The sequence below is a fragment of the Actinoplanes sp. NPDC021490 genome, from assembly GCF_055562135.1.
Genome location: NZ_JBVHFW010000002.1, coordinates 347684 through 362889, shown reverse-complemented (window position 1 = coordinate 362889; position 15206 = coordinate 347684). Strand labels below are relative to the sequence as shown.

The following is a 15206-nucleotide window of genomic DNA, read 5'->3' as shown; positions in this document are numbered from 1 at the left end:
GGGTCAGCCTTTCAGCCCCGAGAAGGTCATGGTGGCGATGAACCTCTTCTGCGCGAACAGGAACGCGACGATCAGGGGCGCGGTGGCCAGCACGTTGCCGGCCATCAGCTGCGACCATTCCGTACGCCGCATGCCCTGGAAGTTGGCCAGGCCGACCTGAAGCGTGAACCGGTTGTCGTCGGAGATGGCGACCAGCGGCCACAGCAGATCGTTCCAGCTGGACAGCAGGGTGAACACGGCCAGGGTGGCCAGGGCGGGCCGCGCGAGCGGGAGCACGATGCTGCGGAACGTCCGCCACGTGCCGCAGCCGTCGATGCGCGCGGCCTCCTCCAGTTCGACCGGCAGGGCCAGGAAGAACTGACGCATCAGGAAGATGCCGAACGCCGAGGCCAGCCATGGGACGAACGCTGCGGCGAGCGTGTCGACGATGCCGATGCGCGCGAACATCAGGTAGGTCGGGATCATCAGCAGCTGGATCGGGATCATGACCGTGGCGATGATGACGAGGAACGCGGCGCCCCGGCCGGCGAACTTGAGCCGCGCGAAGCCGTAGCCGGCCATCGAGCAGAGCACCAGGTGGGCCAGCACGGCGACGACCGAGACGAGCACGGTGTTGCCGAACCAGCGCAGGGCCGGGGTCTCGGTGAGCAGCGCGCGGTAGCCCTCGATGTGCAACGACGTCGGTAGGAGCTTGGGCGGGAACTGATTGATTTCGGCGCTGCTCATGAACGAAGTGAGCACCATCTGCACGAGGGGGAGCACGAACAGCAGGGCGAGCGGCATGAGAAGCAGATGCCACGCGCTGAACGGAAGCCGGCGTTTGAGGGACTGCATCAGAACACCTCCGAGCCGCGGCGACGGCTGTACCAGATGATGCCGAGGGTGAGCAGCAGAGTGACCGCGAAGAGCAGGTACGCGGCCGCGGCCCCGTACCCGAGCCGCTGGGTCTGGAAGGCCAGTTCGTAGATGTAGTAGACGACCGTTTGCGTGCTGTTGAGCGGCCCGCCGCGCGTGGTCGTGTAGATCAGGTCGAACAACTGCACGGCTGTGATCGTTTGCCAGACCCCGGCGAAAACGGTCACCGGTCGCAGCTCCGGCATCGTGACGTGGCGGAACACGCGCCAGCGGCTCGCGCCGTCCATCCGGGCCGCCTCGACCAGTTCCTTCGGGATGTCCTGGAGGGCGGCCAGGTAGATCACGGTGGTGAAGCCGACCTCGCCCCACAGCGCGATCACGCAGATCACGTACAGAGCCTGGGTCGGGCTCTCGAGGAACTGTTGCTGCGGGATGCCCAGGTGACGCAGGACGTCGTTGGCCGCGCCGAACTGCGGGTTGAAGACGAAGCCGGCCAGAATGCCGGTGGCCGCGGCGGACGCCACGTACGGGACGAAGATGCACGTCCGATAGAAACCGATCAGCCGGATGCGCTGATTGAGCGCGATCGCGATCACGATGCCGAGCACGATCGACGACGGAACGAACAGAACGGTCAGCAACAGGGTGTGGCGCGCGGCGGCGAGCATGTCGGGATCGCTCGCCAGGCGCTGATAGTTGCTCCAGCCGACGGGGATGCCGGGGGAGATGCCGTTCCACCGGGCACGCGAGATGAAGAACGCCCAGATCGCCGGGAAGAGCGACAGGCCGACGACCAGGGCGGTGGCCGGGCCGGCGAAGGCCCAGCCGGTGAGGTTGCGCCGGAGTGCCCGGCCTTTCGGCCGGGCCTGCCGGACGGTCGCGTGCGAGGACGCCGCGAACGTGATCGCCATCAGTTCACCACGGCGTCGGCCGACTTCTTGGCCGCCGCATCGAGCGCTTGCTTCGCCGTTGCGCGACCCTGCAGAACGGACGCGATCGCGTCGCCCACATTGCGCGAAAGCACCTCGTAGCCCGGCACTGTCGGGCGGGCCTGCTTGGCGTTCGCGAGGTTTTCGAAGAACTTCTGCCCGCCCGGGTAGTCCTTGACGTACGCGGCGAACTCCGGGGTGTCCTGCTCGGTCGAGCGCAGCGGCAGATTGCCCACCTTGAGGTTCCACTTCGCGTCGATCTGCGCGCTGGTCAGCCACTTCACGAAATCGCGGGCGGCGCCGGCCCGGTTGGCGTCGTCGTGGTCGAACAGCACCCAGAGGTCGGGACCGGAAACCGTCTGGTGGTCGCCGTTCACGCCGGGCAGACCGGTGACCCCGTACGACAGCTTGGCGTCCTTGATCTCGAGTAGCGCCCACGGCCCGGTCAGGATCATGGCGACCCGGCCGCTGTTGAACAACGGGTGGTACTTCTCGTCCGTCTGATCGAGATACATAGACTTGTCATCGACGGCCATCTGCCTCAGCGTCTCGAGTGCCGTCACACCGGCGTCGGAGTTGAACGCGGGCTTGGTGCCGTCGAGGATCTTGCCGCCGTTCTGCCAGAGCAGCGGCCACAGGTGCCAGGTCGTGTCCTCGCTGCCCGAGACCGAGTACGCGGTTCCGTACGTCCGGGTCGCCGGATCGGTCAGCTTCTTGGCCGCCTGGCGGAACTGTTCCCAGGTCCAGTCGTCGGTGGGGTAGCCGACGCCCGCCTTGTCGAAGATCTCTTTGTTGTAGATGAGCGCGAGGTTGTCCACGAGGGCCGGAATGCCGATTACTTTGCCGTCGGCGGTGGCGACCGTACGCGCGGCCTCGGGCATTTCCGTCCATTTGAACGACGGATCCTGCACGAACGCGGTCAGGTCCTGCGTCTTTCCGCTCGCGCCGAGGTCGCCGGCCCAGTTGCCGTACGCGTACGAGATGTCGGGGTAGCTGCCCCCGGCGAAGCCCGCGGACAACTTCGTGAGCAGATCGTCGGTGGTGGGAGCGCCTGGTGAGGTCTTGATCGTGACGTTGGGGTGGGCGGCGTGATACTCGGCCGCGAGGCCCTCGGCCACCTTCTCGGTCTCCTCGGTCTGCCCGGTCCACCAGGTCAGCTCGACTGCCGCAGCGGGGTCGTAGCCGGCGGCCGAGTCCTTGCCGTCGTCGGTCGTGCCGCCCATGCAGGCGGAGACGAGCATGAGAACGCCGACGCCGCCGGCGAGCAGTCGAAATTGTTTGGTCATCTCGGGGCACCTCCGCTTGCAGGAATGTCGCGGTTCAGGTGAGGACGACGGAACGAGTAAGCAGTCGCGGGTTGTCGGGATCGAGGCCGCGGTGGGCGGCCAGGGCCAGCGCGAATCGCTGGACGAGCAGAAGCTGGGCCAAAGGATCAAGGTCATTCCGGTACGCGGTGGCGCCCGCGCTTGTCGCGACGTCGTCCAGCTCGGGGGGCACGTCGCCCAGCGACCAGACCAGGCTGCGCGGGCCCGCAACGGCGACCGGTCCGTGGCGGAAATCCATGGCCGGGTAGGACTCGGAGTAGGCCTGGGCGGCCTCGCGCACTTTGAGTGCCGCTTCGTGAGCGAGCCCGACCGTCCACCCGGTGCCCAGGAACACCAGATGATCGATACCGGCGGGATCGGCGGGCAGCGGCATGGCGAGTGCTCGGCGGCCGTCGGCGGTGAGCGCTTCGAGAGAGAACCGCGCATCGGGCGCCGGCGCGGGGTTGAGCGGTTTAGAAGTGGACCGCGCGTCGGTCGCCGGGCTGGGACTGAGCTGTTCGGGGTTGGACCGCGCGTCGGTTGCCGGACTGGGACTGAGCTGTTCGGAGTTGGACCCCGCGTCGGTTGCCGGGGTTGAGCTGAGCTGTGCGGAGCTGGATTGCGCGTCTGATGCGTTAGTGGGTTTTGGTGACTCTGTTGCGCGTTTGAAGGCGGCCCGCGCGAGAGTTAGCACGGTGGTGGGGAAGCGGGTTTGGACGACGCTGCGTTCGTCGGCGAAGTCGAGCAGGAGCTGGGCGTCGGTCAGGGTGTCGACGGGTTCGTTCTCGACCGCGGTGATCGCGATGCGGCGGGCGTCGGCCGGGACGTGGCGCAGTGCCTCGAGGACTTCGGTGGAGGTTCCGGACCGGGTCACCGCGACGACCCGGTCATAGTGACGGCGCGGCTGGTATTCGGATGCGCAGACCGCGTCTGTTTCGCCGAGGCCCGCACCTTCGCGCAGCTCCGCCATGCTCTGCGCGACGAACCACGAGGTGCCGCAGCCCAGGATCAGCATTCGTTCACCGGGGGCGGCCAGCTCCCGCACCGCCGAGCCGATCAGCTGCTCGGCGGCACGGGCCCAGACATCCGGCTGGCTGGCAATCTCGGCCGAGGTGGCATTCATGTCTGCGGATTATGCTCGTTTCTGCTCGCTTAACAAGATCCGAGCATCAAACGAGCATTCTGGAGTGAGCGTTTGCGCCGCGCTTCGGTGGCGGCCGGTTCAGTGGTGGCCGGTTCAGTGGCGGCCGGTTCAAGACGACCGGCGGGCGAGTGGCTTGCGTAGCGACTCGGGAAGTAGGTCGCCGTGTGCGGCGGTCAGGTCGTCGCACAGGGCCCAGATCTGGTCGACGGTCAGCGTGGCGGCTGTGTTCGGGTCGACCATGGCGGCCTGGCGCACCATGCGCGGGTCGCCGGTGAGGGCTGCCTGCACGGTCAGCTGGCCGACGCTCACGAACGAGCGGTTGAGCGCCGCGCACTGCACGGGCAGGTCGCCCACGTGCTCGGGGCGCACACCAAGGCGGTCGACGACGCACGGAACCTCGACCGTGTAGTCGGCCGGGAGGTTGGTGATCAGGCCTCGGTTCGGCACATTGGCATGGATGCGCCGCTGCTGGCCCGTGACGATGCTGTGGATAACTTGCGGCGCGTACTCCGTCGCTTCCCGGGTCAGGTCGAGCGGCTCGCCGGCCAGCAACGACTGCCGCGTCGAGTGGTACTCGGCCACGTTGTCCGCGCTGATCTGCAGATAGTCGCCGACCGGGATGCGCAGCCGCTCGATCTCCTCGTCGTGGTGCAGGTACCAGGGCACGTACTCCGACGAGTGCTCACTCGTCTCTGTCGGGAAGTAGCCAAGCCTGGCGTACATGTCCATGCGGACCCGCCGGCGCAGCTGTGGATAACTTTCCAGCAGTTCGTCGAGCCGTGGATACAGTGACTCGCCCCGGTGCTCGAAGCGCAGCAACCACGCCTGGTGGTTCACGCCGGCACCGGTGTAGTCCACTTCGTCCAGCGGCACCTCGAGGAGCGCAGCCAGATCATGAACCGTCCAAAAAACCGAGTGACAGAGCCCAGCCACCCGAAGACCCGGCGCGATCGCCGACAGGTACGCGACGTTCATGGCCATCGGGTTCGTGTAATTCAGAAACCACGCATCCGGGCACTGCTCGAGCATGTCCGCCGCTATGCCGTCGAGTACTGGAAACGTGCGCAGCGCCCGAAAGATGCCACCCACGCCAAGCGTGTCCGCGATCGTCTGCCGAAGGCCGTACTTCGCCGGTATCTCGAAGTCCCGGACGGTTGCCGCGTACATCCCGACCTGGATCGCGTTGATCACGAAGTCGGCGCCGTCGAGAGCGGCCCGGCGGTCGAGGTGCGTAGTGATCACGGGGGAGACGCCGAGCTGCGAGGCCGTACGCCGAGCGATCATCTCGGCGGTGTCGAGCCGTTCGGCGTCGATGTCGTGCAGGACGAGGGTGACTCCGCCGAGCTCGTCGAAGGACAGGATGTCGGCCAGCAGCTCGCGGGTGAAGACGACACTGCCGGCACCGAGAAACGCGATCACGGTCATGAGCGGATTCTTGGACGGCGATCACATTCGCACAAGATGAGTTGGCTATCCGCTAACAAACGAACTATTTTGACTGCGCGTTTGATCAATCCACCGTACCGGGAGAAGTCGATGTCGCTTCGCCGCGCCGACCGCATGTCGGCCATCCTCGACCACCTCGCCGCCGGTGACTCGGTCGACGCCGGCGAGCTCGCCGACAAGTTCCAGGTGTCACCCGCGACCATCCGGCGTGACCTGCAGGTACTGGAGGATCAGCGGCTGCTGGCGCGTACCCACGGCGGCGCGGTCGCGATCGACGTCGCGTACGAGTTGCCGGTGCGCTACCGGGCCGGTCAGCACCGGGAGGAGAAGGCGATGATCGCGCGGGCGGTCGCGGCCATGCTCCCGCACGGGCCGCTCTCGCTCGGCGTCACCGGCGGCACCACCACCCACCTGCTGGCCCGTCTGCTCGCCGACCGGGTCGACCTCACGGTGGTGACCAATGCGCTCAACATCGCGCATGAGCTCTCCCTGCGCCCGCGACTGAAACTGATCATGACAGGTGGGGTCTCGCGGACTCAGTCCTACGAGCTGGTCGGCCCGATCGCCGACCAGGCGCTGCTCGGGCTCAACTTCGAGATCGCCGTAGTCGGCGTCGACGGCATCAGCGTGCGGGGCGGGCTGACGACACACGACGAGATCGAGGCCAACACCAACGCCACGATGATCAAGCGAGCCCGGAAGGTGATCGTCGTGGCCGACGGTTCCAAGATCGGCAAGATCTGTCTCGCCGGCATCTGCCCGATCAACGGTGTCGCCCGGCTCGTGACCGACGCCAGCGCCGACCCGGCCGAACTCGACGCGATCCGGGGCATGGGCATCGAGGTGGTCGTCGTGAACGAGAAGTAGGACGTGATCATCGACAACTGAGTGACCGCGGTCGTTGTGCGCGGGGCTGAGCGGTGGCAGCCTCGGGACGTGCGGATTCCCTTCCCGGTCCAGGTCGGGCTGTCGGCCGTGGCGGGCGTCGTCTCGTTCGTGATTGCGCGGTCGGTGGGAACGCTGGCTGTCGGCCACCTTCACCCGATTCCGTACGCGCTTCTCCTGCTCGCCGTCGTGCTGCTCGTCGCGCGGGCGGCCGGCGTCCTGTTCGCGCTTCCGGTCGGCATGGCGGCGATCCTGGCGTACGACTGGTTCTACCTGCCGCCCTTTCGCGATCTCAACGAGGCCGCGTTCACGCTGCTCGGGACGTTCCTCGGCATGGCCGTGATCGTCGGCGCGGTGACCACCGTGACCAGCCGGCGGGCGGTCGAGGCCGAGCGGGCCCGCGGTGACATGGCCGAGGTGCAGGCCTCGCTGCGCCGCCTCGCGCTGCTCATCGCTCAGGGCGAGCCACCGCAGCGGGTGTTCGAGGCGGCCACCAGGGAGGTCCGCCGTCACCTGGGAAGCGACACCGCAGCCCTGATCCGGTACGAACTGGACGGCTCGGTCACCGAGCTGGCCTGCGACGGGTCGTCGGAAGGCACGGTTCCGGCCGGGCTGGTCAGCCGGGTCCGCGAGACCGCGCATTCGTCCCGGCTCGACGCCACCGCCGTGGGTGTTCCGATCGACGTGAACGGCCGGTTGTGGGGGATGTTCGCGGCCGGATCGATCGAGGGCCAGCTGCCCGGCGACACCGAAGCGCGGATGAGCGAATACACGGAACTGGTGGCCACCGCGGTGGCCGACGCGCAGAGTCGCGCGGAACTGATCAGTTCGCGGGCGCGCATCGTGGCCGCCGCGGACGAGGCCCGTCGCCGCATCGAGCGCGACCTGCACGACGGCGCACAGCAACGGCTCGTCGCACTCGCCCTCCGGCTCCGGACGGCCGCGCACGACGGGGAGAAGAGCGCGGAGGTGGCCGAGATCGGCGGCGACCTCATGACGGTCATCGACGAGCTCAGGGAGCTGTCGCGGGGAATCCACCCGGCCGTCCTGTCCGATTCGGGGCTGCGACCGGCCCTGCGGGCGCTGGCCCGGCGGTCGCCGTTGCCGGTGGAAGTGGACGTGCGGCTGGAGAGCAGGCTTCCGCAACCGGTCGAGGTGGGGGCGTACTACGTGGTCTCCGAGGTGCTCACCAACGCGGTCAAGCATGCCGGCGCCGAGGTGGTCGAGGTTTCGGCGTGGGTCGAGGACGGCAGTCTGCGGCTGCGGGTGCACGACGACGGGACGGGCGGAGCCGACTTCTCGGGCGGCACCGGTCTGCTCGGGCTAAAGGACCGGATCGAGGCGCTCGGCGGGACCTTCGACGTGAGCAGCCCGGTCGGCGCCGGAACGACCGTGTCGGTGCGAATCCCACTGGAAACGAACGCAAGCGATCCGCAACCGGGCCGGAGCGAACCGTAGCGGGCGCGGACCGGCGCCGTTCGCGCCCGATCGGACGCCGGCGGGGAGGTCAGGCCGTCGGTGAGCGAACGCGCAGTCAAGCGGCGAGTGGTTGCGCGGCTGGCTTGCGGCGGCGAACCGTGGCGGCGCGGCGTGGGCTAGTGCGCGTACGGGTGCGGTTTGCTCGTCCGGGGATCTCGGTGACCGTCACGGTGGGCGCCGGCTCCGGCTTCACGTCCGCGTCGAGCAGGATCGCGCCGTTGCACAACATGCTCCAGCCCAGGTCGTCGTGGTGGACGAGCAACGCTGCGGTGTCCCAGCCCGGCTGGTCGATCGGCGGGCACTCGGGAGAATGCGTACACATGCTCATAGGTTCGTGAAATTGAGCGCCTCGCACATCGCGGCCACCCCCACTCCTCGATACCGGCTAGCCGGTAGCCGCATAATCCCTGCCATGACGGGGCTCAAAGTGGTGGTGGCCGAGGACGACGTTCTGCTGCGCGAGGGGATCGCCAGCCTGCTCGCCCGTGAGGGGCTGGACGTGCTCGGGCAGGCGGGGGACGCCGTCGAGCTGATGAACCTCGTACGGGCAACAAAGCCGGACCTGGTCGTGGCCGATGTGCGGATGCCGCCGACGCACACGACCGAGGGTCTGCGGGCCGCCCGGGACATTCGTGCCGAGTTTCCCGGCACCGGAGTGCTCGTGCTGTCCGCGTACGCGGATGTGGACCAGGCGATGGAACTGCTGGCCGGCGGTCGCAGCATCGGTTACCTGCTGAAGAGCCGGATCACCGACGTGCAGGAGTTCCTCGGCGCGGTCGAGCGGGTGGCCGGGGGCGGCTCGGTGATCGATCCGGGACTGGTGTCCGAGCTTGTCTCCGCCCGCCGCCGCGATGATCCCCTGGCGGTGCTCAGTGCCCGCGAGCGTGAGGTTCTGGGCCAGATGGCCGAGGGGCAGTCCAACGCCGGCATCGCGCGCCGCCTGTGGATCACCGAGGGCACGGTCGAGAAGCACGTACGTGCCGTGCTGTCCAAGCTCAAACTGCCCGAAACGGACGATCACCACCGCCGGGTGCTGGCCGTCCTCACGTTTCTGGAGGCCCGCTGAACGGCGCGCCGGACGGCCCGATCGACGTCGCGCCGGACGGCCCGCTGGACCGTGCGCCGGACGGCCCGCTGAACGTCGTGCCGGACGGCCCGCTGAACGGCGCGCCGGACTGCCCGTTGGACGGCGCACTGGACGGCCCGCTGAGCAGAAGACGCACCGCCGCGCCCGAAAGGTCGAGTTTCGAGAGGAAACCGATGGCGGGGCTCTCCTCGACCAGATCGGCGTAGTCGTCGCTCGCATGGGTGGAGATCATGATCACAGGGGTGGGGGAGAGGCGCCGGGCCAGGTCGAAGCCGCTCTCGCCGCCGAGATTGACGTCGACCAGCGCGACGTCGGGTTTCAGCTCGCCGGCCCGCCCCAGCGCGTCGGCGATGTCGGAGGCGGTGCCCGCGACCTCCACGCCCTCGCGCTCCAGCAGATCGCAGGCGGCGGCGAGGAAGTGGGCGTTGTCGTCGACGAGCAGGCAGCGCAAGGTCACGAAATCCAGACTCCCAGCTCGTCCCGGCGGCCGCATTCCTGCTAGCACGCATCTCGTACCGAAGGACCGGGGTTACCCCCTACCGAAGGCCGTACCCCTACTTCCGGGTCACCTGTAGTCTCCTGACGAAGCTTTCCAGGTGAGGTAGGGGCTCTTTCCGGTGTTCAGTCGCATTGCCATCGTCAACCGTGGTGAGGCCGCCATGCGCCTCATCCACGCCGTCCGTGAGCTGGCCGCGGAGACCGCGACCCCGATCGAGACGGTGGCCTTGTTCACCGACGTGGATCGTGGATCGACGTTCGTGCGGGAAGCCGACATCGCGTACGAGCTGGGCCCCGCCGCCGCCCGGCCCTATCTCGACCTCAAGACCCTCGAGCGCGCGCTGATCGACACGGGCGCCGACGCCGCCTGGGTCGGCTGGGGGTTCGTGGCCGAGGATCCGGCGTTCGCCGAGCTGTGCGAGCGCATCGGCATCACGTTCGTCGGGCCCAGCCCCGAGGCGATGCGCAAGCTCGGCGACAAGATCGGCGCGAAGCTGATCGCCGAGGAGGTCGGCGTGCCGGTCGCGCCGTGGAGCCGCGGCCCGGTCGAGACGCTCGAGGCCGCGTTGGCCGCCGCGGGCAACATCGGCTATCCGCTCATGCTCAAGGCGACCGCCGGTGGTGGCGGGCGGGGCATCCGCGTCGTGCGCGACCCCGACCAGCTCGCCGACGCCTACGAACGCACCAGCCAGGAGGCCGCCCGCGCATTCGGCAGCGGCATCGTCTTCCTCGAACGCCTGGTGACCGGCGCCCGCCACGTCGAGGTCCAGGTGATCGCCGACGGCGAGGGCACCGCGTGGGCCCTCGGTGTGCGCGACTGCTCGGTGCAGCGCCGCAACCAGAAGGTCATCGAAGAGTCGGCCTCGCCCGTGCTGCCGCCCGAGCGCGCCGCCGAGCTCAAAGCGTCGGCCGAGCGCCTCGCCGTCGCGGTCGGCTACCGCGGGGCGGCCACCGTCGAGTTCCTCTACCACCCGGGTGACGATCTGCTGGCGTTCCTCGAGGTCAACACGCGTCTGCAGGTCGAGCACCCGATCACCGAGTCGACCACCGGGTTCGACCTGGTCAAGGCCCAGCTGCACGTGGCCTCGGGCAACCGGCTGATCGGCGAGCCGCCCCGCGAGCGCGGCCACGCCATCGAGGCCCGCCTCAACGCCGAAGACCCGGACCGCGACTTCGCCCCGTCGCCCGGCCGCATCGCCCGGCTCGACCTGCCCGCCGGTCCCGGCATCCGCGTCGACACGGGGGTGAGCGAGGGCGACACCATTCCCGGTGACTTCGACTCGATGATCGCCAAGGTCATCGCGTACGGGAAAGATCGTGACGAGGCCCTGGGACGCCTGCGCCGGGCGATGGCCGACACGACCGTGGTCATCGAGGGCGGCGCGACCAACAAGAGCTTCGTGCTCGACCTGCTCAATCAGCCCGAGGTGATCGACGGCTCGGCCGACACGGGGTGGATCGACCGCGTACGCGAGCAGGGCCGCCTCGTCTCGCACAAGCACTCCGCCGTCGCCCTGGCCGCGGCCGCCATCGAGGGGTACGAGGAAGAGGAGCGCACTGAGCAGCAGCGCCTTCTCTCCACCGCGTTCGGCGGCCGGCCCCAGGTGCGGCACGAGAGCGGCGCGCCTCTCGACCTCAAGCTGCGCGGCGCCACCTATCGCGTACGCGTCGCCCGGGTCGGCGCCCGCCGGTTCCGCGTCAGCATCGAAGCCGGTCACGTCGTGCGCACGGCCGACGTCGAACTCGAGCGCTTCGACAAGCACTCGGGCCGCATCACGGTCAACGGCCGCCGCCACCGGGTGCTCACCGGCACGCACGGCCCGATCCACCTGGTCGAGGTCGACGGCGTCACCCACCGCGTCAGCCGCGACGAGGGCGGCGTGCTGCGCTCCCCGATGCCGGCCCTGGTCATCGCCACCCCGCTCACAGTGGGCGCCGAGGTCGAGGCGGGCGCCCCCGTGCTCGTGCTCGAGGCCATGAAGATGGAGGCCGTGCTCCGCGCGCCGTTCAAGGCCCGCGTCAAGGAGGTGCTGGTCACCGTCGGCGCCAAGGTCGACTCGGGGGCCGCGCTGCTGCGGCTCGAGCCGATCGGCGACGCCGAGGCCGAGCAGGAGGCCGCGACCGGCGACGCCGACATCGACCTGCCCGCCGGTCCGGACGAGCCGTCCGGCGCCCACCGCGTCGTCCGCGGTCAGGAAGATTTGCGCAGTCTGCTGCTCGGCTTCGACGTCGATCCGCTCGACGAGCGCCGGGTGCTGGCCGACTACCTGGCCGCCGCCGCGGCCGCGAGCCACCGCCCGCTGGCCGGCGAGGTCGAGCTGATCGAGGTCTTCGCCGACTTGGCCGAGCTCAGCCGCAACCGCCCGGCCGGTGACGACGGTCCCGGCGACACCCACGTGCACAGTGCGCGCGAGTTCTTCCACACCTATCTGCAAAGCCTCGACGTCGAGCGGGCCGGCCTGCCCGAGTCGTTCCAGGCCCGGCTGTCCAAGGCGCTCGGCCACTACGGCGTGAAGGACCTGGAGCGTACGCCCGAGCTCGAGGCCGCGGTCTTCCGCATCTTCCTGGCCCAGCAGCGCACGTCGGCTGACGCCTCGGTCATCGGCGCCCTGCTCCGCGCGTGGCTGCCGGCGTCCCCGCCCGACGACACGCTGCGCGAGCCGGCTGGTCTGGCCCTCGAGCGGCTCATCGCGGCCACCCAGGTGCGCTATCCGGCCCTGGCCGACCTGGCCCGTGGTGTGGTGTTCTCCTGGTTCGGCCAGCCGCTGCTGCTGCGCAACCGGGCCCGCGTCTACTCCGGCATCCGCAAGCACCTGCGCCACCTCGACCTCGAGCCGCAGTCGCCCGACCGCGCCGAGCGCATCGCCGAGATGGTCCGCAGCACCGAGCCGCTCGTGCGCCTGCTCGGCCAGCGCCTGGTGCGCGACAACCTCGACAACTCGGTCATGCTCGAGGTTCTGACCCGCCGCTACTACGGGAACAAGGACCTGACCGGCCTGCGTACGTCGGGAATCTTCGTGGTTGCCGAGCGGGCCGGCTCGTGGATCGTCTCGGCCGCCGTGCCGTTCGACGGGCTGGGGGCCGCGCTCGACGACCTCGCCTCACTGACCGGCGACGCGGCGATCGACGCCGACATCTATTTGTCGTGGGAGGGTCAGCCGGCCGACCCCGACGCCATGGCCGCCGCCCTGCACGAGGTGGTCAGCGCCCACCCGCTGCCCTCACAGGTGCGCCGGCTCACCACTACGGTCGCGGGCCGCGGCGGTGCGGTCATGCACCACCACTTCACGTGGCGCCCGTCGAGCGCCGGCCTGACCGAGGAACGACTGATCCGCGGCCTGCACCCGTACATCGCTCAGCGGATGCAACTGGAGCGGCTGCGCAAGTTCGACCTGACCCGGCTGCCGTCCTCCGACGAGGAGGTCTACCTGTTCCGCGGCGTCGCGCGGGAGAACCCGGGCGACGATCGGCTCATCGCGTTCGCCCAGGTGCGCGACCTGACCGAGCTGCGCGAGCACGACGGCCGCCTGGTCGCCCTGCCGACCGCGGAAGAGACCATCGCGACCTGCCTCGACTCGATCCGCCGGGCCCAGTCGCAGCGGCCGTCGGACAAGCGGTTCAGCACCAACCGCATCGTCATCTACGTGTGGCCGCCGATCTCCATCACCCGCGAGGAGATGGAGATGATCGCCCGGCGCATCCTGCCGACCAGCGCGGGCGCGGGCCTCGAGGAGATCCTCTTCATCGGCCGTTACCGCGATCCGGTCTCGGGCACCCTGGCCAAGGTCGCCGTGCGCATCTCCAACGACGCCACCGGCGCCCCCGTTCTCACCGTCGGCGAGCCCACGGACGAGCCGGTCGAACCTCTCGACAACTACCGCCTCAAGGTTCTGCGCGCCGCGGCCCGCAACACCGTTTACCCGTACGAGCTGACGTCGCTGCTCGGCGAGTTCCAGGAGTACGACCTGGACGAGTCGTACGCGCTCGTCCCGGTCGACCGGCCCAAGGGGCGCAACACGGCCGCCCTGGTCGCCGGGGTGGTCACGTCCCGCACCGAGCGGCACCCCGAGGGCATCACCCGCGTCGTTCTGCTCGGCGACCCGACGAAGGCCCTGGGCGCACTGTCGGAGGCCGAGTGCCGCCGCGTGATCGCCGCTCTCGACCTGGCCGACCGGATGCGAGTTCCGCTGGAGTGGTACGCGCTCTCGGCCGGCGCCCGGATCTCGATGGAGTCGGGCACCGAGAACATGGACTGGGTCGCGGCCGCGCTCAAGCGGATCGTCGAGTTCACCCAGGACGGCAACGAGATCAACATCGTGGTCGCGGGCATCAACGTCGGCGCCCAGCCGTACTGGAACGCCGAGGCCACGATGCTCATGCACACCAAGGGCATCCTGGTCATGACGCCCGACTCGGCGATGGTGCTCACCGGCAAGCAGTCGCTCGACTTCTCCGGCGGTGTCTCGGCCGAGGACAACTTCGGCATCGGCGGCTACGACCGGGTGATGGGCCCGAACGGGCAGGCGCAGTACTGGGCGCCCAACCTGGCCGCGGCGCGCGACGTGCTCATGTCGCATTACGACCACACGTACATCGTGCCCGGCGAGGCCTTCCCGCGGCGCGCGGCGACCACCGACCCGGTCACCCGCGACATCTCGCCGTTCCCGCACAACGTGGCCGGCAGCGACTTCGCCACGGTCGGCGAGATCTTCTCGGCCACGGCCAACCCGGACCGCAAGAAGGCGTTCGACATCCGGATCGTGATGCGCGCGCTGGCCGATCAGGATCACCCGGTGCTCGAACGCTGGGCCGGCATGGCCGACGCCGAGACGGCCGTGGTGCAGGACGTGCACCTCGGCGGCATCCCGGTGTGCCTGCTCGGCATCGAGTCGCGGTCGGTGCCCCGGCGCGGATTCCCGCCCACCGACGGCCCCGACACCTACACGGCCGGCACGCTGTTCCCGCGGTCGTCGAAGAAGGCCGCCCGGGCCATCAACGCGGCCTCGGGCAACCGGCCGCTGGTCGTGCTGGCCAACCTGTCGGGCTTCGACGGGTCGCCCGAATCGATGCGGAAACTGCAGCTCGAGTACGGGGCCGAGATCGGTCGCGCCATCGTCAACTTCCGCGGCCCGATCGTCTTCACGGTGATCTCCCGCTACCACGGCGGCGCGTTCGTCGTCTTCTCCAAGATGCTCAACCCGAACATGACCGTGCTCGCGCTCGAGGGCTCGTTCGCCTCGGTGCTGGGCGGCGCCCCGGCCGCCGCGGTGGTGTTCACCGGCGACGTGAACCGCCGCACGGCGGCCGACCAGCGGGTCAAGGACGCCGAGGAGCGTCTGGCCGCCGCGTCGGGCGCCGACCGTGGCGCCCTCGCGGCCGAACTGGAGGAGCTGCGCAACGCGGTACGCACCGAGAAGCTGGGCGAGGTGGCCGCCGAGTTCGACCGCGTGCACAGCATCCAGCGCGCCGTCGAGGTCGGCTCGGTCGACGCCGTCATCAAGGCCACCGAGATGCGCCCGCGCATCATCGAGGCCATCGACACCGCCCTGCGCCGCCAGCAGCGCTGACGCCCGCACTCA

11 protein-coding genes are annotated in these 15206 nt (G+C 69.4%); 4 read left to right on the top strand and 7 right to left on the bottom strand.

Translation table 11 applies throughout. From position 1 onward, the window contains the following. Positions 1-3: 3 nt before the first annotated feature. From ACZ3I4_RS06125 to melA, 5 genes are all read right to left on the bottom strand, one after another. Positions 4-834: a carbohydrate ABC transporter permease gene (locus tag ACZ3I4_RS06125; protein WP_465380768.1), complete on the bottom strand. Its 831-nt coding sequence runs from the start codon at positions 832-834 to the stop codon at positions 4-6. After that, complete coding sequence (locus tag ACZ3I4_RS06120) at positions 834-1766, bottom strand: carbohydrate ABC transporter permease (RefSeq protein ID WP_465380767.1); 933 nt, start codon at positions 1764-1766, stop codon at positions 834-836. Before ACZ3I4_RS06120 ends, ACZ3I4_RS06125 begins: the two co-directional genes overlap by 1 nt. Further along, complete coding sequence (locus ACZ3I4_RS06115) at positions 1766-3070, bottom strand: ABC transporter substrate-binding protein (protein ID WP_465380766.1); 1305 nt, start codon at positions 3068-3070, stop codon at positions 1766-1768. The genes ACZ3I4_RS06120 and ACZ3I4_RS06115 overlap by 1 nt, the downstream gene beginning before the upstream one ends. A gap of 34 nt (positions 3071-3104) precedes the next feature. Next, positions 3105-4211 carry an SIS domain-containing protein gene (locus ACZ3I4_RS06110; protein ID WP_465380765.1) on the bottom strand — a complete coding sequence of 369 codons (1107 nt, stop codon included), beginning with the start codon at positions 4209-4211 and terminating at the stop codon, positions 3105-3107. Between the two features lie 129 nt (positions 4212-4340). Continuing rightward, positions 4341-5657, bottom strand: coding sequence for an alpha-galactosidase (gene melA, locus ACZ3I4_RS06105; protein WP_465380764.1), 1317 nt, complete (start codon positions 5655-5657; stop codon positions 4341-4343). A gap of 111 nt (positions 5658-5768) precedes the next feature. Here melA and ACZ3I4_RS06100 point away from each other — a divergent pair, with 111 nt between their 5' ends. After that, positions 5769-6545 (top strand): DeoR/GlpR family DNA-binding transcription regulator, encoded by a 777-nt coding sequence (locus tag ACZ3I4_RS06100; RefSeq protein ID WP_465380763.1) that lies wholly within the window; start codon positions 5769-5771, stop codon positions 6543-6545. A gap of 69 nt (positions 6546-6614) precedes the next feature. After that, complete coding sequence (locus tag ACZ3I4_RS06095) at positions 6615-8021, top strand: sensor histidine kinase (protein ID WP_465380762.1); 1407 nt, start codon at positions 6615-6617, stop codon at positions 8019-8021. A gap of 76 nt (positions 8022-8097) precedes the next feature. Here ACZ3I4_RS06095 and ACZ3I4_RS06090 read toward each other — a convergent pair whose 3' ends face one another. Beyond that, on the bottom strand, positions 8098-8364 hold the full coding sequence (locus tag ACZ3I4_RS06090) for a DUF5999 family protein (protein WP_465380761.1): 267 nt from the start codon (positions 8362-8364) through the stop codon (positions 8098-8100). Between the two features lie 90 nt (positions 8365-8454). Between ACZ3I4_RS06090 and ACZ3I4_RS06085 the strand changes: the two genes are divergently transcribed. Continuing rightward, positions 8455-9108: a response regulator gene (locus ACZ3I4_RS06085; protein WP_465380760.1), complete on the top strand. Its 654-nt coding sequence runs from the start codon at positions 8455-8457 to the stop codon at positions 9106-9108. Here the strand turns inward: ACZ3I4_RS06085 and ACZ3I4_RS06080 are convergent. After that, positions 9086-9586 (bottom strand): response regulator, encoded by a 501-nt coding sequence (locus ACZ3I4_RS06080; protein ID WP_465380759.1) that lies wholly within the window; start codon positions 9584-9586, stop codon positions 9086-9088. The genes ACZ3I4_RS06085 and ACZ3I4_RS06080 overlap by 23 nt on opposite strands. Before the next feature lie 160 nt (positions 9587-9746). On the opposite strand from ACZ3I4_RS06080, the gene ACZ3I4_RS06075 reads away from it, so the two are divergent. Continuing rightward, positions 9747-15194 carry an ATP-binding protein gene (locus ACZ3I4_RS06075; RefSeq protein WP_465380758.1) on the top strand — a complete coding sequence of 1816 codons (5448 nt, stop codon included), beginning with the start codon at positions 9747-9749 and terminating at the stop codon, positions 15192-15194. The last annotated feature ends 12 nt before the right edge of the window (positions 15195-15206 follow it).